The 22,398-nt window shown below is 71.8% G+C and carries 20 protein-coding genes and 2 pseudogenes; 10 read left to right on the top strand and 12 right to left on the bottom strand.

What is annotated here, in order from left to right; genetic code table 11:
• Positions 1–5 precede the first annotated feature (5 nt).
• The 6 genes and pseudogenes from KUM03_RS32800 to KUM03_RS32775 all read left to right on the top strand — a co-directional run.
• Positions 6–1,058: pseudogene (locus KUM03_RS32800) on the top strand (polysaccharide lyase family 1 protein); the annotation flags it as partial.
• Between the two features lie 62 nt (positions 1,059–1,120).
• Positions 1,121–2,485 (top strand): sugar ABC transporter substrate-binding protein, encoded by a 1,365-nt coding sequence (locus KUM03_RS32795; protein WP_217254215.1) that lies wholly within the window; start codon positions 1,121–1,123, stop codon positions 2,483–2,485.
• 124 nt (positions 2,486–2,609) lie between these two features.
• The gene (locus KUM03_RS32790) at positions 2,610–3,410 is read left to right on the top strand and encodes a rhamnogalacturonan acetylesterase (RefSeq protein WP_217254214.1); all 801 of its coding nucleotides are present in this window, start codon (positions 2,610–2,612) and stop codon (positions 3,408–3,410) included.
• A gap of 34 nt (positions 3,411–3,444) precedes the next feature.
• Positions 3,445–4,779 (top strand): polysaccharide lyase family 1 protein, encoded by a 1,335-nt coding sequence (locus tag KUM03_RS32785; protein ID WP_217254213.1) that lies wholly within the window; start codon positions 3,445–3,447, stop codon positions 4,777–4,779.
• Between the two features lie 77 nt (positions 4,780–4,856).
• Entirely contained in the window at positions 4,857–5,984 is a 1,128-nt protein-coding gene (locus KUM03_RS32780; protein ID WP_217254212.1) for a pectinesterase family protein, read from the top strand.
• A complete protein-coding gene (locus tag KUM03_RS32775; RefSeq protein ID WP_217254211.1) occupies positions 5,968–7,056 on the top strand; it encodes a dienelactone hydrolase family protein in 1,089 nt (362 codons plus the stop codon). Before KUM03_RS32780 ends, KUM03_RS32775 begins: the two co-directional genes overlap by 17 nt.
• A 38-nt stretch (positions 7,057–7,094) precedes the next feature.
• On the opposite strand, the gene KUM03_RS32770 is transcribed toward KUM03_RS32775, so the two are convergent.
• The 8 genes from KUM03_RS32770 to KUM03_RS32735 all read right to left on the bottom strand — a co-directional run bounded on the left by KUM03_RS32770 (position 7,095) and on the right by KUM03_RS32735 (position 14,726).
• Positions 7,095–7,853: a hypothetical protein gene (locus KUM03_RS32770; protein ID WP_217254210.1), complete on the bottom strand. Its 759-nt coding sequence runs from the start codon at positions 7,851–7,853 to the stop codon at positions 7,095–7,097.
• A complete protein-coding gene (locus KUM03_RS32765; protein ID WP_217254209.1) occupies positions 7,850–8,416 on the bottom strand; it encodes a SigE family RNA polymerase sigma factor in 567 nt (188 codons plus the stop codon). The genes KUM03_RS32770 and KUM03_RS32765 overlap by 4 nt, the downstream gene beginning before the upstream one ends.
• Before the next feature lie 139 nt (positions 8,417–8,555).
• Positions 8,556–10,010: a penicillin-binding protein 2 gene (locus KUM03_RS32760; protein WP_217254208.1), complete on the bottom strand. Its 1,455-nt coding sequence runs from the start codon at positions 10,008–10,010 to the stop codon at positions 8,556–8,558.
• A gap of 53 nt (positions 10,011–10,063) precedes the next feature.
• The gene (locus KUM03_RS32755; RefSeq protein WP_217254207.1) at positions 10,064–10,756 is read right to left on the bottom strand and encodes a response regulator transcription factor; all 693 of its coding nucleotides are present in this window, start codon (positions 10,754–10,756) and stop codon (positions 10,064–10,066) included.
• A gap of 372 nt (positions 10,757–11,128) precedes the next feature.
• Positions 11,129–12,403: a histidine kinase gene (locus tag KUM03_RS32750; RefSeq protein WP_217254206.1), complete on the bottom strand. Its 1,275-nt coding sequence runs from the start codon at positions 12,401–12,403 to the stop codon at positions 11,129–11,131.
• Positions 12,400–13,398 carry a hypothetical protein gene (locus tag KUM03_RS32745; RefSeq protein WP_217254205.1) on the bottom strand — a complete coding sequence of 333 codons (999 nt, stop codon included), beginning with the start codon at positions 13,396–13,398 and terminating at the stop codon, positions 12,400–12,402. The genes KUM03_RS32750 and KUM03_RS32745 overlap by 4 nt, the downstream gene beginning before the upstream one ends.
• An 80-nt stretch (positions 13,399–13,478) precedes the next feature.
• Positions 13,479–13,949: a GNAT family N-acetyltransferase gene (locus KUM03_RS32740; protein ID WP_217254204.1), complete on the bottom strand. Its 471-nt coding sequence runs from the start codon at positions 13,947–13,949 to the stop codon at positions 13,479–13,481.
• Positions 13,950–13,952: 3 nt separating this feature from the next.
• Positions 13,953–14,726, bottom strand: a complete 774-nt coding sequence (locus KUM03_RS32735; protein ID WP_217254203.1) for an IclR family transcriptional regulator — start codon at positions 14,724–14,726, stop codon at positions 13,953–13,955.
• Positions 14,727–14,839: 113 nt separating this feature from the next.
• Between KUM03_RS32735 and KUM03_RS32730 the strand changes: the two genes are divergently transcribed.
• From KUM03_RS32730 to KUM03_RS32715, 4 genes and pseudogenes are all read left to right on the top strand, one after another.
• Complete coding sequence (locus KUM03_RS32730; protein WP_217254202.1) at positions 14,840–16,369, top strand: aldehyde dehydrogenase (NADP(+)); 1,530 nt, start codon at positions 14,840–14,842, stop codon at positions 16,367–16,369.
• A gap of 117 nt (positions 16,370–16,486) precedes the next feature.
• Positions 16,487–16,849, top strand: a pseudogene (locus KUM03_RS32725) (DUF1349 domain-containing protein); the annotation flags it as partial.
• Between the two features lie 133 nt (positions 16,850–16,982).
• Positions 16,983–17,696 (top strand): DsbA family oxidoreductase, encoded by a 714-nt coding sequence (locus KUM03_RS32720; RefSeq protein WP_217254201.1) that lies wholly within the window; start codon positions 16,983–16,985, stop codon positions 17,694–17,696.
• Positions 17,697–17,755: 59 nt separating this feature from the next.
• Entirely contained in the window at positions 17,756–18,850 is a 1,095-nt protein-coding gene (locus KUM03_RS32715) for an aminotransferase class V-fold PLP-dependent enzyme (protein ID WP_217254200.1), read from the top strand.
• A 79-nt stretch (positions 18,851–18,929) separates the two neighbouring features.
• On the opposite strand, the gene thpD is transcribed toward KUM03_RS32715, so the two are convergent.
• The 4 genes from thpD to ectA all read right to left on the bottom strand — a co-directional run bounded on the left by thpD (position 18,930) and on the right by ectA (position 22,245).
• A complete protein-coding gene (thpD, locus tag KUM03_RS32710; protein ID WP_217254199.1) occupies positions 18,930–19,829 on the bottom strand; it encodes an ectoine hydroxylase in 900 nt (299 codons plus the stop codon).
• A gap of 6 nt (positions 19,830–19,835) precedes the next feature.
• Positions 19,836–20,234, bottom strand: coding sequence for an ectoine synthase (locus KUM03_RS32705; RefSeq protein ID WP_043374438.1), 399 nt, complete (start codon positions 20,232–20,234; stop codon positions 19,836–19,838).
• A 90-nt stretch (positions 20,235–20,324) separates the two neighbouring features.
• Positions 20,325–21,596: a diaminobutyrate--2-oxoglutarate transaminase gene (gene ectB / locus KUM03_RS32700; RefSeq protein ID WP_217254198.1), complete on the bottom strand. Its 1,272-nt coding sequence runs from the start codon at positions 21,594–21,596 to the stop codon at positions 20,325–20,327.
• Between the two features lie 133 nt (positions 21,597–21,729).
• Complete coding sequence (gene ectA / locus KUM03_RS32695; RefSeq protein WP_217254197.1) at positions 21,730–22,245, bottom strand: diaminobutyrate acetyltransferase; 516 nt, start codon at positions 22,243–22,245, stop codon at positions 21,730–21,732.
• Between the last annotated feature and the right edge of the window lie 153 nt (positions 22,246–22,398).

The raw sequence follows: 22,398 nt of genomic DNA, 5'->3' as shown, positions 1-22,398 counted from the left end.
CCGCAATGACGCACCTCCGTAACAAGCGCTTGCCGGGCACGGGCACCGGCAGGGCGTTGGCCGCCGTACTCGGCCTGGTCGCCGCCCTGGCCCTGGGCACGGTCGGGGAGGCGCAGGCGGCCGCCCCGGGCCGGGAGACGGGGACCTCTCGTCACTCCGACCGGCCGCACGGCTTCGCCTCCCTCGCCGGCGGCACCACCGGTGGCGCGGGCGGCGAGGTCGTCACCGTCACCGACCAGGCCGCGCTGGCGAAGTACGCGGCGGCGAAGGAGCCGTACGTCATCCGGGTGGCGGGCTCGATCGCGGTCGCGCCCTTCGGCTCGGACATCGTGGTCGCCTCCGACAAGACGATCATCGGGGTCGGCGACACCGGCGAGATCGTCCACGGCGAACTCCACCTGAACCCGGGCACGCACAACGTCGTCATCCGCAACCTGACCATCCGCGACAGCTACGTCGAGGGCGACTGGGACGGCAAGACCACCGACTTCGACGCGATCCAGATGGACTCCGTCCACCACGTCTGGATCGACCACAACCGCCTCACACACATGGGCGACGGACTGCTCGACATCCGCAAGGACAGCGAGTACATCACCGTCTCCTACAACCGGTTCGAGAACCACAACAAGGCGCTCGGCATCGGCTGGACGGACAACGTCCGCACCCAGATCACCATCGACCACAACTGGTTCACCGGCACCAAGCAGCGCAACCCGTCCGCCGACAACTGCGCCTACGCGCACCTGTACAACAACTACCTCTCCGCCCAGGTGGCCGACGGCGACCCGCAGTGGACGTACGGGAACTGGGCGCGCGGCGCGACCCGGATGGTCATCGAGAACAGCTACTACGACGGCGTCCAGCACCCCTACCAGGCGGACGCCACCGCGGAACTGGTGCAGCGCGGATCGATCCTGAAGGACACGACCGGCCGGCACGACGCGTGGGGCGACGCCTTCGAACCCGGCGACTTCTACGCGTACCGGCTGGACCCGGCGGCCGCCGTCCCCGCGCTGGTCAAGCGCTTCTCCGGGCCGCAGAAGCACCTCGGCACCCACGCACACACCCACTGACCCCCCCCACGTGTCCAGCACGTCCGAAAGAAGAGAGCCGACCAATGAAGATCAGCAATCGCAGCAGCAGAGGCACACGCGCGGGCCGGACCTCCGCCGCCGTGGCCCTGGGGGCCGTACTCGCGCTGACCGCCACCGCCTGCGGTGACGACGGCAGCGGGGCGGGCGGCGACAAGGGCGCCGAGGGCAGCGGCACGGGGACGATCACCTTCTGGGACAACAACGGCGGTATCCGTACAGCCGTCTGGAAGGAGATCATCGCCGACTTCGAGAAGGCGAACCCGGACATCGACGTCGAGTACGTCGGGATCGCCGCCACCGAGTACCAGTCGAAGGTCGACACCGCCATCCAGGGCGGCGGTCTGCCGGACGTCGGCGGTGTCGGCGCGGCGATGCTCGCCGGCTTCTCCGCCCAGGGCGCCCTCGAACCGCTGGACGACCGGCTCGCCAAGTCCTCCCTGAGCGGCAAGCTCAACAAGGACATGGTCGAGTCCCTGAAGGCGGCCGGCGGCGGCGACGGCACGCTGTTCTCGGTGCCGACCTCCGCCAACAACGGCGTCCTCTACTACCGCACCGACCTGTTCGACAAGGCCGGGCTGGACGCGCCGACGACGTGGGACAAGTTCTACGAGGCCGCCGAGAAGCTGACCGACGAGGACAAGAACGAGTTCGGTTACACCATCCGCGGTGGTTCGGGATCGATCGCCCAGGCGCTCGACGCGATGTACGGGCAGTCCGGCATCACCTCGTTCTGGACCGAGGACAAGAAGACGACGACCGTCAACGACCCGAAGAACGTCGAGGCGCTGGAGAAGTACGCGGCCCTCTACAAGAAGGTCACGCCGGCCGCCGACGTCAACAACGACTTCGCCAAGATGACCGCCCAGTGGGACACCGGCACGATCGGCATGCTCAACCACAACCTGGGCTCCTACCAGGACCACGTGAAGGCACTCGGCGTCGAGAAGTTCCGCGGCATCCCGCAGCCGGTCGGCGCCTCCGGCAAGCGGGTCCAGGTCTCCAATCCGGTCGACGGGCTCGGCATCTTCAAGAGCTCCAAGAACAAGGAGGCCGCCTGGAAGTTCATCGAGTTCGCCACGTCGCACGAGCAGAACTCGCGGTTCAACGAGTCGGCGGGGCAGGTGCCGTCGAACACGGAGGCCGCGAAGGACGCGTGGATCCAGAAGGCGGAGCCGACGAAGCTGGCGGCTCAGGCGCTGAATGATGGGTCTACGACCATTGTTCAGCTGCCGTACTACCTGCCGGACTGGAACACGCTGTCCAAGTCGGAGAGTGAGCCGGGGTTCCAGAAGGTGCTGCTGGGTGAGATGAGTGCGAAGGACTTTTTGGACGACCTGGCCGAGAAGCTGAATGAGGCGCAGGCCGAGTGGACTGAGCAGATGGGTTAGTCGGTTGCGGGTTTCGCCGTGGGACGGCCCGTGGTTTGCGGGCCGCGGGCCGTCCGTGGCTGGTCGCGCAGTTCCCCGCGCCCCTGGGCCAATTTTTCCGCCCCTCCTTGAAAGGTGCACCGGTGTGTCTCTGAGCCGAAGACAAGTCACTTCTGCGGCGTTGGCCGCCATTCCCCTCACCCTTGCCGCCGCCGGCACCGCACAAGCCGGCGGGCACCGCCCCCGGACGCTCTACATCGCCGGTGATTCCACCGCCGCGCAGAAGTATGCCGACGCCGCGCCCGAGACCGGGTGGGGGATGGCGTTGCCCTTCTTCCTCCGCAAGGACCTCCGGGTCGCCAACCACGCCGTGAACGGGCGGAGTTCCAAGAGCTTCGTCGACGAGGGACGGCTCGACGCCGTGCTCGGCGCGATCCGCCCCGGCGACTTCCTGCTCGTCCAGTTCGCGCACAACGACGAGAAGGCGGCGGACCCCGCCCGCTACACCGAGCCCTGGACGACGTACCAGGACCATCTGCGGCTGTACGTCGAGGGGGCGCGGGCCCGTGGGGCGCGGCCGGTGCTGGCCACGCCCGTCGAGCGGCGGCGGTTCGACGCGCGGGGGAACGCCGTGCCCAGCCACGGGGAGTATCCGGCGGCGATGCGGGCGCTCGCCCGGGAGGAGGGCGTGGCGCTGCTCGACGTCCAGGCGCTGTCGCTCGCGCTGTGGCAGCGGCTCGGTGCCGAGGGGACCAAGGCGTACTTCAACTGGACCGCCGCCGAGCAGGACAACACCCACTTCAACCCGCCCGGCGCGATCGCGGTCGCCCGGCTCGTCGCGCGGGAACTGCTGCGCACGCGGGTGCTGGCGCACCGGGACGTGCGCCGGCTGGACGAGGAGATTCCCGAGTCCTGGATCGAGTGGCCCGCGCCGGCCACCGCGTAGTACCTCGACACTTCCGGAAAAGGAGAGCCGCACCATGAGCACATCGAGATGGCATGAGCATGCCACAAAGAGAACCGCCGCGCTCGTCGGCTGCACCGCCCTCGTCCTGAGCCTGACCGCCGCCACCGCGCAGGCCCGCCCCGGTCACCACCACCCCCGCGACACCGCCCGGCAGACCCTGCCCGCGAACGACGGCTGGGCCTCCCACGGCACCGGTACCACCGGCGGCGCGGACGCCGACCGGAACCGCGTCTTCACCGTCTCCACCTGGGACGAGTTCAAGGCCGCCCTCGCGGTGGAGGGCACCGCCCCGCGGATCGTCAAGGTGAAGGGCACGATCGACGCCGTGTCCGAGGGGTGCGAGGCCTTCGCCGCGCCGGGCTACGACTTCGACGCGTACCTGGAGAAGTACTCACCGGGGAGGTGGGGGCTGGAGACCGACCTGAGCGACGAGCCCGACGACAGCCCCGAGGGGCTGCGCCGTGCCTCCGCCGCACAGCAGGACCGGTCCATCAAGGCGAGCGTTCCCGCCAACACCACCATCGTCGGCGTCGGCCGCGACGCCGGACTCACGGGCGCCAGCCTCCAGATCAAGGGCGTGGACAACGTCATCGTCCGCAACCTGACCTTCGAGAGCCCCGTGGACTGCTTCCCGCAGTGGGACCCCACCGACGGGGACAAGGGCAACTGGAACTCCGAGTACGACAGCGCCGTCGTGTACGGCTCGACGCACGTCTGGCTGGACCACAACACCTTCACCGACGGCGAGCACCCCGACAGCGCGGCGCCCACCTACTTCGGCATGCTGTACCAGCAGCACGACGGCCAACTCGACATCGTGAAGGGCGCCGACTACGTCACCGCCTCCTGGAACGTCTTCACCGAGCACGACAAGACGATCCTGATCGGCAACAGCGACAGCGAGTCGACGGCCGCCCTCGACCGCGGTCACCTGAAGACGACCTTCCACCACAACCTGTTCAAGGACCTCGTGGAGCGCGCGCCCCGGGTGCGGTTCGGCCAGGTCGACGTCTACAACAACCACTTCGTGGCCGGCGAGGACTACTCCTACAGCTTCGGCGTCGGCAAGGAGTCCCAGCTCGTCGCCGAGCACAACGCCTTCACCCTGCCGGACGGCGTCAGCCCCGCGAAGGTCCTCAAGAAGTGGAGCGAGGCGCCGGTCACCGCCGCGCACAACCGGGTCAACGGCCGCTCCGTCGACCTGATCGCCGTGCACAACGCCCAGATCCCGGACGAGACCCTCCAGTCGGGCGCGGGCTGGACGCCCACCCTGCGCACCAAGGTCCTCCCGGCCTGGGCCGTCCCCTTCGTCGTCGGCCACGGCGCGGGCGCCGGCCGCCTGCGCTGACGCCCGTCCACGAACCGGGCCGGGGCGCCCGCACCGCCCCGGCCCTCCCCGCCCGCGTCCCGAAGGAGAGCACCCGCATGCACCGACCCGTCCCGTCCCGCCGAGGTTTCCTCCTGACGACCGCCGGCGCGGGCGCCGCCCTCGGCCTCGCGGCCGGTCCGGCCGTCGCCGGCGGCCCCCGTCGCCCGCACCTCTTCGGCCGGTACGGCTCCCCGGCCGACCGCCGCACCCCGAAGACCCTGTACGTCGACCCGCACGGCCGCGGCGACTTCACCTCCGTCCAGGCCGCCGTGACCGCGGCCGAGGGCGGCGGCTGGACGCTGGTCCTCGCCCCCGGCACCTACCGCGAGACGGTGTCCGTGGCCGCCGACCGCACCGACGCGACCTGGATCGGCGCCTCCCACGACCCCCGTGACGTCGTCATCGTCTACGACAACGCGGCCGGCACCCCGAAACCGGACGGCTCCGGCAACTACGGCACCAGCGGGTCGGCCACCACCACCGTGCGGGCCGACGGCTTCACCGCCCACCGGATCACCTTCGCCAACGACTGGCTGCGCGCCGACCACCCCGACTTCAGCGGCACCCAGGCCGTCGCCATCAAGGTCCAGGGCGACCGCAGCGCCTTCCACCACTGCCGCTTCCTCGGCCACCAGGACACCCTCTACGCCGACACCCGCGACCTCGGCCACTTCGCCCGCCAGTACTTCGCCCACTGCTACGTCGAAGGCGACGTCGACTTCGTCTTCGGCCGGGCCACGGCCGTGTACGAGGGCTGCCACTTCCGCACTCTGCTCCGCACCGACCTGTCCGGCGCCCCGTACGGCTTCGTCTTCGCGCCGTCCACCGCGGGCGCCAACCCGCGCGGCTACCTGGTGACGCGGGGCCGGATCACCAGCGAGGCCCCCGACGGCTACTACAAGCTGGCCCGCCCCTGGGTGCCCAGCTCCGACACCACCGCCCGCCCCATGCTCACCGTGCGCCAGACCCGCCTCGGCGCGGGCATCGACGCGGTGGCGCCGTACGCCGACATGCGGGACGCCCACCCCTGGCAGGAGCAGCGGTTCGCCGAGTACCGCAACACCGGGCCGGGCGCCGCGGTCACCGTGCCGGAGAACCGGCCCCAGCTCACCCGCGCCGAGGCCACCGCCCACACCCGCCAGGCGTACCTCGGCGACTGGCGGCCGTATGAGCGCCGGAGGTGATCCGCCCGGCGTGCTGCCCGGCTTCCACCCGGCGCTCAAGGACGAGCTGACCTTCCCGCTCGCCTGGGGCACCTCGCCGGTCCGGGACTTCGAGGCGTGGCGGCGCACCGCCCGCGCCACGGTGGAGGCGCACCTCCTCGTCGACCGGCAGGACGACATCCCGTACGCCCCCGAGTTCACCGACCGGGAGGACGGCGACGGGTACACGCGGGAGCTGGTCACCCTCTCCCTCACCCGGTACGGACGGGTCCGCGGCGCCCTGCTCACCCCGCACGGCCCCGGGCCCTTCCCGGCCGTCCTGTTCCTGCACGACCACGGCTCCCGGTTCGACATCGGCAAGGAGAAGGCCGTCCGGCCCTGGTACGACGACACCCGGCTCGCCGCCGCCGTCGACTGGGCCGACCGGCACTTCGACGGGCGCTTCCCCGGCGACGAACTGGCCCGGCGAGGCTACGCGGTGTTCTGCGCGGACGCTCTGGGCTGGGGAGACCGCGAACCGCTCGCTTACGAACGGCAGCAGGCCCTCGCCAGCAATCTCTTCCACCTCGGCAGTTCGCTGGCCGGGCTGCTGGCCCGCGAGGACCAGCGCGCCGCCGGCTTCCTGGCCGGCCTCGACCGGGTGGACGCCCGCCGGGTCGCGGCCGTCGGCTTCTCCATGGGCGGCTACCGCGCCTGGCAGGCCGCCGCCCTCAGCGACGACGTCGCCGCCGCGGTGAGCGTGTGCTGGATGACCGGCCTCAAGGGGATGCTGGTGCCCGGCAACAACACCCTGCGCGGACAGTCGGCGTTCCACATGCTGCACCCCGGGCTCGCCCGCCACCTCGACCTGCCCGACGTGGCGAGCATCGCCGCACCGAAGCCCATGCTGTTCCTCGGCGGTGGACAGGACCCGCTGTTCACCGCCGAGGGCGTCCGCACCGCCCACACCCGGCTGCGCGCCGTCTGGCACTCGCTCGGCGCCGCCGGCCGGCTGCGCACCGAGACCTGGCCGGGCACCGGGCACGCCTTCCCGGGGCGCATGCAGGACACGGCCTTCGCGTGGCTGGATTCGGTCACGGACGTCCGGTCCTGAAACGGGGAACGCCCCGCCGGTCGCTTTACGAACCGCTCTCACGAACCGTCGTCGCGGGCTGCGAAGTCACCCCGCACCGAGAGCCCGCCGGACCCGGCGGTCGCCGTCGCGGCGTAGCGGTCGGCCTGCGCGTTCCGGCCCCCGCGGTCGTGGTCGTACTGACCGGCGAACATCCACTCGCCCGCCGGGACTGTACGGCCCTCCTTCAGCGTCCACCGGTACACCAGGAAGCCGTCCCGCTCGCCGACGGCGAAGGCGAAGTCGTCCTCGGGCAGGGAACGCCAGGCGCCGGTCGAGGTGACCCCACCGGTCTGCGCCACCCTCAGTTCCACGGTGAGCGCGGTCAGGGGCTCGGCGGTCTTGAGGGTGACGTTGCTCTGCGCCCAGAACTCGTTGCTGTGCGGGTCCACCGCGCCGTCCGACCACAGCGGGCCGTCGGCCACGGCGGACGCGGGCGGACGGGAAGGGACGGGCGCGTGCGGGGCCTTCGACCCGGGTGCGGTGCTCGGGGTCGACGAGGCGGCGACCGAACGCCGCCCGGGCGCGTCGTCCTTCACCGCGGAGGCGACCGCGTAGCCGCCGACGGCGAGGACCCCCGCCACGGCGGCCGTCGCCCCGGCCACCCGCGCCCAGCCCGGCAGCGGCGGACGCGTCGTCCGGTGGTGGGCCGGGCGGTCCCCGCCCGCCATTCCGCGCTCCACCCGGGCCAGGATGCGCGCCCGGTCGGGCCGGTGCGCACCGGCCGCCTCGTGCAGCCGGGCCCGCAGCTCCTCGTCCACGTCCCGCCGCCCGGTCATCGGTTCCCTCCCGCGGCCCCACCACTGCGCGCGATCGCCGCGTGCACCTGCCCGACGGCCGCCCGCGTGCCCAGCAGCCGCTGCAGTTCGGCCATCCCCTTCGACGTCTGGCTCTTCACCGTACCCACCGAGACGCCCAGGGCGAGCGCCGTGTCCTTCTCCGAGAGGTCGAACGCGTGCCGCAGCACCACGCACGCCCGCTTGCGGAACGGCAGCCGGCGCAGCGCCTCCTGCACGTCCACCACACCGGCGACGTCCGGGTTCTCCGTCCTCTCCTCGCGCTGCGACCAGAACAGGGCGACCCGTCTGCGCTCGCGCACGGCGGTGCGGACACGGGTGCGCGCGAGGTTGGCGACGACGCCGCGCGCGTACGCCGCCGGACGGTCGGCGGCGCGAACCCGGTCCCAGCGGTGCCACAGTGCCAGCAGGGCGTCCGCCGCGAGGTCGTCGGCGGCGTCCGGCTCGCCGGTCAGCAGGTGGGCGAGGCGGGCGAGTTCCGCGTAGTGGCGCTCGAAGAAGGCGTGGAACTCCACGGAGGCGGCGTCGTCGACGAACGTCCCCACGGGCGGACCCTCCTCGCAGCGGCTTCCCGGCGTCGAACAGCCGTGTGCCGGGCCGGAGTCCGGAACTGTAGCAGCGTTCGGCGCACTGTCCGTGCGGTGCGCCGAACGCCGTGTGACAAGCCGAACAGTGGCTGCGGGGCTACTTCTTGAGCGCCGCCTCCATCATCGCCTTGGCCACCGGGGCGGCCAGGCCGTTGCCGCTGACCTCCGAGCGGGCCGCGTCGGACTGCTCGATGATGACCGCCACGGCCACCTCCCGGTCCGACGAGTCCGACTTGGCGTACGAGGTGAACCAGGCGTACGGGGTCTTGCTGTTGTTCTCGCCGTGCTGGGCGGTGCCCGTCTTGCCGCCCACGGTCGCGCCGGAGATCTGCGCGTTCGACCCGGTGCCCTCTTCGACGACGGTCTGCATCGCCGACTGCAGCTGCTCGGCCGTGTCGGAGGAAACGATCCGCTTCGAGTCCGGGTCGGTGTGGTCCTCCAGGACCTCGCCGCCGCTGTCGGTGATCTGCGACACCATGTGCGGCGAGACCAGCTCACCGCCGTTGGCCAGCGCCGCCGACACCATCGCCATCTGCAGCGGGGTCGCCGTCACGGAGAACTGCCCGATGCCCGTCAGCGCCGTCGACGACTTGTTCATGTCCTTCGGGTACACGCTCGTGTAAGCGCGCACCGGCACGTCCTGCGTCTCGTCGTTGAAGCCGAACTTCTCGGCCATCGCCCGCAGCTTGTCCTGGCCGAGGTCGACGGCCATCTTCGCGAAGACGTTGTTGCACGAGTACTGCAGCGCGGTGCGGATCGTGGCGTCCTCGCAGGGCGCGTTCGGGTTCTCGTTGGTCAGGTCCGTCACGGTGCCCGGCAGCGTGTACGGGTCCGGGCTGTCGGTCTTCTCGTCCACCGACCCGTACAGCCCCTCCTCCAGCGCGGCGGCCGCCACGACCAGCTTGAACGTCGAACCCGGCGGCAGCGGCTGGCGCAGCGCGCGGTTGGTCAGCGGCTTGTCCGGGTCACTGGTCAGCCTCTCCCAGGCCTCACCGGCGGTGTTGGCGTCGGTCAGCGACGTCGGGTCGTACGACGGGGTCGACACGACCGCCAGGATCTCGCCGGTCTTCGGGTCGATCGCGACGGCGGCGCCCTTGGTGTCGCCCAGCGCCTCGAATCCGGCCTTCTGGACGGCCGGGTCGATGGTCGTGACCACGTTGCCCGGCTCGGCGCGGGTGCCGGTGATCGTGTCCATCACCGTCTTCAGCCGCGGGTCGGTGCCGTTGAGCACGTCCTGGTAGATGCCCTCCAACTGCGTCGGCGCGTACGCCTGTGAGGCGTAGCCCGTCACCGCCGCGTACAGCTTGCCCTTGTCGTACGTGCGCTTGTAGGCGAGGTCACCCCCCTCCGTGGGTGCCGAACCGGTGATGGACCGGCCGGCCACGATGATGTTCCCCAGCGGCTCCGCGTACGTCTCGATCGCGTTGCGCCGGTTTTCCTTGTCGTCCGCGAGTGCCTCGGCCTTGTAGAACTGCACCCAGGTCGCCCTGATCAGCAGAGCGAACACCAGGAGCAGCGTGAAGACCGAGGCGCGCCTGATCGTCTTGTTCATCCCGCTTGCAGGACGAACGGGGCGGAGCGAATCGTTCCCGTGTGCCCGTTTTCTCATCGTCCGTTCATGAAGCCGGCCTCGTAGGCCCGGATGACCGCCTGGGTGCGGTCGCGGCTGCCGGTCTTCGCCAGCACCGACGCCACATGGGTCTTCACCGTGGCCGGCCCCACCCGCATGCGCCCGGCGATCTCGGCGTTGGTCAGCCCGGTCGCCATCAGGCGCAGCACCTCGGCCTCGCGCCCCGTGAGCCGCGCCGCCCACGCCGGCGGGGCGGGGTTGGCGCGCGCGTGCTCGGCCGCGAGCGCGCGTACCGCCGACGGGAACAGCAGCGTGTCGCTGTGCGCCACCAGCCGCACCGCCCGGACGAGCGTGTCGGCGTCGGCCCGCTTCAGCAGGAAACCGGCGGCCCCGGCGCGCAGGGCGTCGTAGACGTACGCGTCGTTCTCGAAGGTGGTGACGACCACGACGCGGGGCGGGTCGGCGAGCGTGGCGAGGATCTGCTCGGTGGCGCGGATGCCGTCGGTCCCGGGCATGCGGACGTCCATCAGGACCACGTCCGGCAGGGTCTCCCGTACGACGGAGACGGCCTCGGCCCCGGTGGCCGCCTCGCCCGCGACCTCCAGGTCCGGCTCGGCGGAGAGGATGGCGCGCAGGGCGGTGCGGACCATGCGCTCGTCGTCGGCGAGGACGATCCGGACGGGCGGGCGGGTCCCCCGGTCCGCTTCGGTCTCCTGCGATGCCGTCACACGGTCTCCTTCGGGCTCGTGGGGCGGATCACCGGGTGTTTCCCCGGTGCTGGGGTCGTTTCCCGGCCTCTCCGGGGCGGGGCGGTGGTCTCCGTCGGGCCGGACCGGGGCGGGTCGGGTCGGGCGGCGTCCTTTGGGCGGCTCACCGGACGGGCCGTGTGGGTCTGGGGTGTCTTGCCGGGGTGGGCCTGTGTGGGTCTGGGGTGTCTTGCCGGGGTGGGCCCGTGCGGATCTGGGCGGCTCGCGGGGCGGGCCGCGTGGATCCTGGACGGCTCGCGGGCGGGCCGTGTGGGTCCTGGGCGCTGCCTCGGCCCCGCGCGCCCCGGTTCTCGATGACGGGGCGCCCGGCCCGCGCCGGTACCCGGCGGTCGGTCACGTGGTGCTCGTCAGGGGCAGCCGGACGTGGAGGCGCCACGTGTGGCCGACGGGACCCGCTTCCGTCACGCCGCCCAGCAGGCGGGCCCGGTCGGCGATGCCGCGCAGGCCGTGGCCGCCGCCGGGGCGCGGGGTGCCGTCGGAGGAGTGGGCGGCCTCGCCCGCCGGGCCGACGGGGTTCTCGACGGTGATCCGCAGATGCCCGTCCCGTACCTCCACGCACAGGGCCACGGGGACCTGGCCGCCCGCGTGCCGCAGTGCGTTGCTCAGTCCCTCCTGCACGATGCGGTACGCCTCCCGGGACACCGGCGGCGGCAGCGTCCGCGGGTCGGCGGCGACGGTGGCCGTGACCCGCAGGCCGCCCGCGCGGGTGCGGTCCAGCAGGCCGTCGAGGTCGGCGGCGAGGGTGGGGGCGGGCGCGGTGCCGGGCGCGTCGCCGTCGCGCAGGATGCCCAGCACGGCGTCGAGCTCGCCGACCGTGCGCCGTGTGGTGTCCTCGATCGCGGCGAGCGCATCGCGGACGAAATCCGGGTCGGAGTCAAGAAGCCTGCGGGCCGCGCTCGCCTGGAGGGTGACCGCGCTCAGGGCGTGGCCCACGGAGTCGTGCAGTTCGCGTGCCAGCCGGTTGCGGACGGCTAGGTCGGCGGCGCGTGCCTCGGCCGCCGCCAGCCGGTCCTCGGGGGAGGGGCCGAGCAGGGCGGGCGCCCACCGGGCCAGCAGCGTGCCGCACCCGGCGGCGCACGCGGCGAGCGCGACCAGCATCGCGGCACCCGCGACCGGCGCGAGCGCGAGCGCCCACGCGTGGTCGAGGACGCCGGGCAGCCCCGCCGGATCGTCGCGCAGCGCCGGCACGAAGGGCAGCACGATCAGCGCCGCCGCGAACGGCGGCACCGCCAGCGACATCCCCGCGACGATCCCGCCGAGGCCGAGGTGCAGCGTGAACCAGGCCGCCGTGCGCCCCTTCTCGCCCTTCGTCCGGGCGGGCCCGTACGCCAGCCGGTCGGCCTCGACCCCGCACAGCCACCGCACCACGCCGGACTCCAGGGGTCGGGTGAGCGGGAACAGCGAGGTGAGCGCGGCGAGCGGCAGGCCGACTGCGAACGAGGCCAGCTGGAGGGCGAGCGACCCGAAGACGTTGTCGACGCCGGTGAACGGGCCGACGACGACCGAGCCGACGAGGACGTACGGCATGGCGAGCGCGCCGCCGAGGATCAGGTGGATCCACCGCAGCCGGGCCCGCCGGCCGAACAGGAAACGGACGAGAGCGGTCACGGCCGGACGCGGGCCCTGGCCGACCGCCGGGCGAGGAAGTGGGCGCCGACTGAGGCGAGGAGGAGACCGACGGTCATCTGACCAGCGTAGGTGAACGTCATCAGCGCTGTGGGGCGCTCTGCGGAATCGTCGGCCGGCAGCAGCGCGGCGAGCAGCACCCAGCCGCCCCAGCAGGCCGCGGCGCCGGACCCCACCCAGGCCGAGGCGAGCGGCACCGTGACGGGCAGGGCCCGCGCGCCTCGGAAGGCGAGCAGCAGCGTCCCGGCGACCGCCGCCGCCAGGAAGGCGACGTGCATGGCCTCCAGCACCCGGAAGCCGGCGGTGCGTTCCCCGTCCCCGAGCCCCGCGGTGCCGCCGCACGCCCAGTACAGCCGGACCGCGACCGGGAACGACGCGAGGACCGCACCGACGACGGCGAGCGCCTTGTACGGCGCCCCGACGAAGCCCACCGGCAGGTCCCACACCCGCCCGCGCCACAGGTGCCCCCAGCGGCCGCGTGCGTAAAGCACGAACAGTGCCCCCAGGGCCAGTCCCTGCACGATGAACCCGGTGTAGACGACCGCGAACACCCATGAGTGGAGGAAGGGTTCGCCACCCGCGCCGGACGCGGACACGCCGTCCCCGCCGAACGCCCGCGTCAGGAGCTGCAACGGAAACCCGGCCATGATCGGCGCCAGCAGACCCGTGGCGACCCACACCGGGAACGCCAGCGCCCACCCGGGCACCCGCAGCCCCCAGGGACGGGTCAGCACCAGGGTCAGCACGATCACACAGCTGTCCAGCAGCAGGGTCAGTCCGTTGCCCACCGCCATGGCCACCCGGTGCTCCAGCAGCACGCTGCCGTCCGGGATACCGACGTGACTCCCGGCGATCCAGGCGACCTTGAGCCCGAGATAGGGAAGGCAGGCGACGATGGCGGTGGCGCGCAGCAGCCGGCGTGTCCGGGCGGTGCGGCCGGGAGCCGGTGCGGAGGCGGGTGCGAGCGTCTGCGTCATGGCTCCACGCTCCCGCGCCCGCCCCCGCGGACGCGTCCTGCGCAGCGACGATCCGTCTCCGCCGCGCGGCGGAGAGCCGGTCAGCCCGCGAGGTGCAGCACGACCTCGTCGATCTCCTCGCCCCGGGCCCTGGCGAACCCGCGGGCCCGGGCGGTCGTCTCGAAGCCGCACTTCTCCAGCACCCGGCGCGATCCGGTGTTGTCCGCCGCCGCGCGTGCGTACAGCGGGCGGTCGCGCACCTCGGCGAGCAGGGCCCGCAGCGCCGCCGTGGCCACCCCGCGCCCCCAGTACGCCCGGTCGATCCAGTACGTCACCTCGCGCTCACCCGGCTCCCCGTACACCGCCGTGCTGCCGACGACGTCACCGTCGCCGAGGACGGTGCGTACGACGTCGCGCGACGCCCGGATCTTCTGCCAGTGCGTCGTGAACGCGTCCCAGTCGGCGGGATCCGGCGGAGTGAAGGCCGCCATGCGCAGGGCTTCCGGATCGTTCATCTGCCGGAAGAAGACGGGCAGGTCGCTGTCGTGTACCTCGCGCAGTGCGATGTCCATGGATCAGAGCCTACGCGTGGCCAGCGTCAGCCGGTCCCGCGCGTCGAACAACGCGTCCTTCACCATCTGCTCGTGCGCGGGCGTCAGCCGCGCCACCGGCACCGAGCAGCTGATCGCGTCCCGCGCGGGAGTGCGGTAGGGCACCGCCACGCCGAAGCAGCGCAGGCCCAGTGTGTTCTCCTCGCGGTCCACGGCGAAGCCCTGCTCCCGTACCTGGTGCAGCTCCTCGATGAGCTTCTCCCGGTCGGTGATGGTGTGCTCGGTCAGCGCGGGCAGCGTCTCGGGCAGCATCTTGCGCACCTGCTCGTCGCTGTAGGTGCTCAGCAGCGCCTTGCCCAGCGACGTCGAGTGCGCGGGCAGCCGGCGGCCGACCCGGGTGAACGGCCGCAGGTAGTGCTGCGACTGCCGGGTGGCGAGGTAGACGACGTTCGTGCCGTCCAGCCGCGCCAGGTGGATGGTCTCCGTGGTGTCGTCGGAGAGCCGGTCCAGCGTGGGCCGCGCCGCCGCGACCACCTCGTCGCCGTCGATGTACGACGTGCCGACCAGCAGCGCCCGCACACCGATGCCGTACCGGGTGCCGGTCGAGTCGGTCTCCACCCAGCCCAGCTCCACCAGCGTGCGCAGCAGCATGTAGAGGCTGGACTTGGGATAGCCCACGGCCTCCTGGACCGACGCGAGGGAGTGCATACCGGGGCGTCCGGCGAAGTACTCGAGCAGTTCCACCGTCCGCACGGCGGACTTGACCTGCGCTCCGCCCCCCGTCTCGCCAGCCGACATCGCCCTTGACCCCTTCGTTCGACGGGAAATAGTCTCCGACAGCATATTCATCAGTAGAGACAGCGTTCAGTATATCGAACGAGTTCCAGGTACAGCACGTGAAGGGACCCGCGGTGGCAGCAGCACCAGTCTGGAGTGTCGACCCCCGTACCGGGAAGCAGCGTGAACAGGTCGCGGTGGAAGCCGCGGCCCAGGAGGTGGACGCCGCCGTACGCGCCGCGCACGCCGCCCGGGACGCCCTCGCCGACCGCACCGTCCGCGCGGCCTTCCTGCGCACCGCCGCCGACGAGCTGAAGGCCGCCCAGGACACCCTGGTCGAGGCCGCCGACGCGGAGACCGCGCTCGGCCCGGTCCGGCTCACCGGTGAACTCGCCCGCACCTGCTACCAGCTGCGCGCCTTCGCCGGCATCGTCGACGAGGGCGAGTTCCTCGGCGTCGTCGTCAACCACCCCGACGACACCGCCACCCCGCCCATTCCGGACCTGCGCCGCTACAAGGTGCCGCTCGGCGTCGTCGCCGTCTACTCCGCCTCCAACTTCCCCTTCGCCTTCTCCGTCCCCGGTGGCGACACCGCCAGCGCCCTCGCGGCCGGCTGCCCGGTCGTGGTCAAGGCCCACCCGGACCACCCGGCCCTGTCCGAGCTGGTGGCGAAGGTGCTGCGCCGGGCCGCCGCGCGGCACGACATTCCCGAGGGCGTCATCGGACTGGTGCACGGCTTCGACGCGGGCATCGAGCTGATCAAGCACCCGCTGGTCGCGGCGGCCGGCTTCACCGGTTCGGTACGCGGGGGACGCGCGCTGTTCGACGCGGCGGCGGCGCGTCCGGTCCCGATCCCTTTCCACGGCGAGCTGGGCTCGCTGAACCCGGTCGTGGTCACTCAGGCGGCGGCCGCGGAGCGGGCGGAGGCGATCGGCGCCGGGCTGGCCGGTTCGATGACCCTGGGCGTCGGCCAGTTCTGCGTGAAGCCCGGCCTGGTCCTGGTCCCGGCGGGCGACGCCGGTGACGGCCTGGTCAAGTCCCTCACGGACGCGGTCGGCGCCACCGACGCCGGGGTGCTGCTCGACCACCGCATGCGGGACAACTTCGTCGCCGGGGCCGCCGAGCGCGCGGCGCTGCCCGACGTGGAGTCCCCGGTCACGCCGGGCTCGGGCGGCGAGCACACCGTCAGCGCGGGGTTCCTGACCGTGCCGGCCGCTCGGCTGGCGGCCGGGGGCGAGCACGACCTGCTGCTGGAGGAGTGCTTCGGACCGGTCACCGTGGTGGCCCGCTACGAGGACGAGGCCGAGGTGCGGGGGGTGCTGTCGCGGCTGCCGGGGAACCTGACGGCGACGGTGCAGATTTCCGCCGAGGAGGCGGCCGGGGAGGGGACCGGGGCGGCCCTCCTCGCCGAGGTGACGCCGCTGGCGGGGCGGGTGCTGGTCAACGGCTGGCCGACGGGGGTCGCGGTGGCGGCGGCCCAGCACCACGGGGGGCCGTACCCGGCGACGACGTCGACGTCCACGTCGGTGGGGGGTACGGCTGTTGAGCGGTGGCTGCGGCCGGTCGCTTATCAGGGGGTGCCGGAGGCGTTGTTGCCGGCTGAGCTGCGGGACGGGAATCCGCTGGGGGTTCCTCGGCGGTTCAACGGGGTGCTGGAGCGGTAGCGCTCCGCGGGTGCGCCGTAGGGGTGCGGGTTGTTCGGCGGGTGCCGCGCCGTAGTGGCTGGTCGCGCAGTTCCCCGCGCCCCTGGGCGGGATCCGGCGGCCTGAGAGGATCATGCAATGTCGCTTGAACTTCCCGAACTGCCCTTTACCCTCCGCCCGTACGGCCCCGACGGCGATTGGGCCTACGAGGACGGTGTCCTCACCGGAACCGCCGGGCCCCGGCAGGACCGCTTCGTGCCGCCCACCGGGGAAACGCTCGACCCCGCCTCCGACGCGCCCCGGCTGCTGGGTGCTCCCGAGGGTGACTTCCAGCTGATCGCCCGTGTCACCGTCGGCTTCCGGGCCGCCTTCGACGCCGGGGTGCTCTACGTCCACGTCGGTGAGCGGGCCTGGGCCAAGCTGTGTCTGGAGTACTCCCCGGACGTGGCCACCGTCTGCACGGTGGTCACCCGGGGGCACTCCGACGACTGCAACTCTTTCTGGAGTTCCGGTCGGGCTGGCCGGCGGATCTGCGGGACGGCAGCTGAGGGCGGGAATGGGACCGGCTGGTTGAAGGTTCACACAGGTAGCGGAGGGGGCCTCCGCACCGTACGACCTGGAGAAGAGCCGAGACATGCGCGTCGAGATCTGGAGCGACATCGCCTGCCCGTGGTGCTACGTCGGCAAGGCCCGCTTCGAGAAGGCGCTGGCGGCCTTCGAGCACCGGGACGGTGTCGAGGTGGTCCACCGGTCCTTCGAGCTGGACCCCGGGCGGGCCAAGGACGACGTCCAGCCCGTGCTGACCATGCTCACCGCCAAATACGGCATGAGCGAGGCGCAGGCGCGGGCCGGTGAGGACAACCTCGGCGCGCAGGCCGCCGCCGAGGGCCTGGACTACCGCACCCGGGACCGCGACCACGGCAGCACCTTCGACATGCACCGGCTGCTGCACCTCGCCAAGGACAAGGGCCGGCAGGAGGCGCTGCTGGACGCCCTGTACCGGGCCAACTTCGCCGAGGAGCGTTCCGTCTTCAATGACGACGAGCGCCTGGTCGGCCTGGCCGTCGCCGCCGGTCTGGACGCGGACGACGCCCGCGCGGTCCTCGCCGACCGCACCGCCTACGCCGACGAGGTCCGCGCCGACGAGCGCGAGGCCGCGCGGCTCGGGGCGACGGGTGTGCCGTTCTTCGTGCTCGACCGGAAGTACGGCGTCTCCGGCGCCCAGCCCGCCGAGGTCTTCGCGCAGGCGCTGACCCAGGCCTGGGGTGAGCGCACGCCCCTGAAGCTGATCGACGACGGGGGCGCCGAGGCGTGCGGTCCGGACGGGTGCGCGGTCCCCGGGCAGTGAAGCGGCAGGTCGGCGGGTTCGCATAAGCGTCCCTTGGAGGTACCGCGTAGAAATACGCGATGGACGAGGAGATCCCGGGGCCGCACAGTGGACCCATGGAGAGCTTCGAGAACCTCGTCCGTACCGAGTTCGCCCCGAAGACCACGTACCTGAACACCGCCAGCACCGGTCTGTTCCCCGCCCGGACCCTCGTCGCCATGCGGGACGCGGCGGCCTCGGCGGCGGCCGGGCTGCCGTCCGACATGTTCGCCGACGTCGAGGCGTCCCGGTCCGCCTACGCCCGGCTGACGGGGGTGCCCGCCACCCGGGTCGCGGCCGGCGCGTCGGTCGCCACGTACAGCGGGCTGGTCGCCGCCTCGCTGCCCGAGGGCGCCGAAGTGCTCACCGCCGAGGCCGACTTCAGTTCCCTGGTGAATCCGCTGTACTCGCGGGGCGACCTGAAGGTGCGCAGTGTGCCGCTGGAGCGGATCGCCGAGTCGGTGGGCCCGGACACCGCGCTCGTCGCGGTCAGCGCCGTCCAGTCCGCCGACGGGCGGATCGCGGACCTCGCGGCGGTGCGGGACGCCGCCCGGGCGCACGGGGCGCGGACGCTGGTGGACGCCTCGCAGTCGGGAGGGTGGCTGCCGCTGGCGGCGGACGACTTCGACTTCGTGGTCGCCGTCGCCTACAAGTGGGTGCTCTGCCCGCGCGGCGTCGCCTTCCTCGTCGTACCGGAGGATCTGGGAGAGGCAGCCGGGCTGACGCCGCTGTTCGCCGGGTGGGCGTCGGGGGAGCGTCCCTGGGACAGCTGCTACGGCCGCGTCGAGGAACTCGCGCACTCCGCGCGGCGCTTCGACGAGAGCCCCGCCCTGTTCTCCTACACGGGAGCCCGGCACTCCCTCGCCCTGATGGAGGAGCTGGGCGTGGACGCGGTGCACGCCCACGACACCGCCCTCGCCGACCGGTTCCGCGCGGGGCTCGCCTCCCTGGGGCACGAACCGGTGCCCGCGCCGGGCTCCGCGATCGTGTCCGTGCCCGGACTCGGCCACCGACAGGAGGAGTTGGGCCGGGCCGGGATCCAGGTCTCCGACCGGGCGGGCAACCTGCGGGCCGCCTTCCACGTGTACAACACGGCGGCGGACGTGGACCGGCTGCTGGACGTGCTGGCGGGCTGACACGGCAGGGCCGGGAAAAATATCGGGCAGGGGCCTCCCGTCCCACACGAAAAGGCCCCTGCCCGAGATCAGATGCGGGTCACTTCACCGGTGTGAAGTCCCGCGCGCCAATGAACTCCGGCCGCCGGATCGGTGCCGCGAACGGCTCGACCGCCGTGTTCTCCACGCTGTTGAACACGATGAACACGTTGCTGCGCGGGAACGGCGTGATGTTGTCGCCGGAACCGTGCATGCAGTTGCAGTCGAACCAGGTCGCCGAGCCGGCCTTGCCGGTGAACAGCTTGATGCCGTACTCCGAGGCCATCTTCGTCAGCGCCTCGTCGGACGGCGTCCCCGCGTCCTGCATCTGCAGGGACTTCTTGTAGTTGTCCTTCGGCGTGGCCCCCGCGCACCCGAGGAACGTCTTGTGCGACCCCGGCATGATCATGAGACCGCCGTTGGTGTCGTAGTTCTCGGTGAGCGCGATCGAGACCGAGATCGTGCGCATGTTGGGCAGGCCGTCCTCGGCGTGCCAGGTCTCGAAGTCCGAGTGCCAGTAGAAGCCGCTGGCGCCGAAGCCCGGCTTCACGTTGATCCGCGACTGGTGGACGTAGACGTCCGAGCCGAGGATCTGCCGGGCCCGCCCGACCACGCGCTCGTCGCGCACCAGCTTGGCGAAAACCTCGCTGATCTTGTGCACCTCGAAGACCGACCGGATCTCCTGGGACTGCGGCTCCACGATCGAGCGGTCGTCCGCGCGGATGGCCGGGTCGGTGGTGAGCCGCTCAAGCTCACGCGCGTAGACCTCGACCTCGTCCGGCCCGATGAGCTGGTCGATGGCGAGGAAGCCGTCGCGGTCCAGGGACTGCAGGTCAGCCGCCGGGACGGGACCGGGCGTGTCCGGGGAGCCCCAGACGACCGGGTCCTGCCGAGGGGTGGCCACCTCGGTGGCGCCGCGGGTGGGATAGAGATCGGTGACGTTCGTGGTCGTGGTGGTCACGGTGACTCACACCTCCTCGGTGAGCAGCGGGTAGACGCCGTTCTCGTCGTGATCCTCCCGTCCGGTGACGGGCGGGTTGAAGACACAGATGCAGTGGAAGTCCTCCTTGACCTTGAGCGTGTGCCGCTCGTGGCCGTTGAGGAGGTACATGGTGCCCGGCGTGATGTGGTACGTCTTCCCCGTCTCGCGGTCGGTCAACTCGGCGTCGCCCTTGGTGCAGACGACTGCCTCGATGTGGTTCGCGTACCACATCGACGTTTCCGTACCCGCGTACAGGATCGTCTCGTGGACGGAGAAGCCGACCTTCTCCTTCGCGAGGACGATGCGCTTGCTCTCCCAGGTGCCGGACGCCGATTTCACGTGCCGGTCGGTGCCTTCGATCTCCTTGAACGAACGGACGATCACGGTGTTGCGATGCCTCCTAGGTGAAGGGTGTGCAATGGTCCCCGGCGCCTTCGGCCGCACGGGCCGAAGGCGCCGGAAGCAGTGGTGGTGTCAGGCGGTCTCGCGCACGGCGCGGGCGAGGGTCTTCATGCCCTCGTCCAGCTCGTCGGGCGTGATGGTGAGCGCCGGCAGCAGCTTGACGACCTCGCTCTCGGGACCGGACGTCTCGATGAGCAGCCCGAGCTCGAAGGCGCGCTTGGCGACGCGGCCGGCACGCTCCTTGTCGTGGAACTCCAGACCCCAGACCAGGCCGCGGCCGCGGTACTCCTTGACGTCGGCGAGGTTCTCCTCGGTGATGGCGATCATGTGCTGCTCGACCTGCTCACCGCGGGCGCGGGTCTGCTTCTCCATCGCCGACCCGTCGGCCCAGTACGCCTCCAGCGTGGCGGTCGCCGTGACGAAGGCCGGGTTGTTGCCGCGGAAGGTGCCGTTGTGCTCGCCCGGCTCCCAGACGTCCAGCTCCGGCTTGAACAGGGTCAGCGCCATCGGCATGCCGTAGCCGCTGATCGACTTGGAGACGGTGACGATGTCCGGCGTGATGCCCGCCTCCTCGAAGGAGAAGAAGGCGCCGGTACGGCCGCAGCCCATCTGGATGTCGTCGACGATGAGCAGCATGTCCTGGCGCTCGCACAGGGCGGCCAGGGCGCGCAGCCACTCGGCGCGGGCGACGTTGATGCCGCCCTCGCCCTGCACCGTCTCGACGATCACGGCGGCCGGCTTGTTGAGGCCGGAGCCCTGGTCCTCCAGCAGCCGCTCGAACCAGATGAAGTCCTCGACGGTGCCGTCGAAGTAGTTGTCGAACGGCATGGGCGTGCCGTGCACCAGCGGGATGCCGGCGCCGGCCCGCTTGAACGCGTTGCCGGTCACCGCGAGCGAGCCCAGCGACATGCCGTGGAAGGCGTTGGTGAAGGACACGATCGACTCGCGCCCCTTCACCTTCCGCGCCAGCTTCAGCGCGGCCTCGACGGCGTTGGTGCCCGTCGGGCCCGGGAACATGACCTTGTACGGCAGGTCACGCTTGCGCAGGATGATGTTCTGGAACGTCTCCAGGAAGCGGCGCTTGGCGGTGGTCGACATGTCGAGCCCGTGCGTGACGCCGTCCCGCTCCAGGTAGTCGATCAGCGCGCGTTTCAGGACGGCGTTGTTGTGCCCGTAGTTGAGCGAGCCCGCTCCGGCGAAGAAGTCGAGGTACTCGTGGCCGTCCTCGTCGTACATGCGGCTGCCGACCGCACGGTCGAAGACGGTGGGCCAGCCGCGGCAGTAGCTGCGCACCTCGGACTCGACAGTCTCGAAGACACTGAGGTCGGGCTGGGTGATGGTCACGACGAATCGCTCCTCGTTGGGTGAGGGTGGGAGAGGAAGGTCGTACGGGTCCGGGGGACCGGTGCGGTCCCGGCCGGGAAGTCTGAGGGGCCGGACTGGCACGGGGTGCCGGGCTGTCCGGCGAACCGGTCGGTCAGCGGGCGGTGGCCCGCAGGGGGCCGATGCGGTACAGGACCTCGGGCTCGTGCGGCCCGTCGGGGAACAGGCCGGTGTCGAACAGCACCTCACGCTCCAGCCGGGCGCCGTGGCGCTCGGCGAACGAGGTGAACAGCCGCTGGGATGCGGTGTTGTCCGGCGAGATCGTGGTTTCCAGGGTGGTCAGTCCGCGCTCCGCGACGGTGCGGGCGGCCAGTCCGTCGAGCAGGGCGGCGGCGAGCCGGCGTCCGCGGTACGCCTCGTCCACCGCGACCTGCCACACCAGCAGGGTGTCCGGCCGGTCCGGCCGTACGTACCCGGTGACGAAGCCGACCGGCTCCCCGCGCTCGTCGCGGGCGACGGCCGACGTGGCGGCGAAGTCACGGCACCAGATCAGATAGCTGTAGGACGAGTTCAGGTCGAGGACCTTGGAATCCCTTGCTATCCGCCACAGGGCGGCCCCGTCGGCCACTCTCGGACGGTCGATTTGCAGGTCTGCTTGCGCGGCAGTCATGCAAATTGAATTTACCCAGCGAAATTCGAAATTGCATCGCCGTACGGGGTTACGTATGGGAGCGTCGTGTGTTATCACGCGGGCGCGTGCCGCCGCGCGAGAGGGCGGCGTTATGTGGCGGTTTCTGCCGGGCGTAAGCCGCAAAACGGGCAG

Source organism: Streptomyces sp. AC602_WCS936, from assembly GCF_019049125.1.
Lineage (GTDB): Bacteria > Actinomycetota > Actinomycetes > Streptomycetales > Streptomycetaceae > Streptomyces.
The sequence above is the reverse complement of the archived record's forward strand: the minus strand, read 5'-3'. Positions and strand labels throughout refer to the sequence as shown.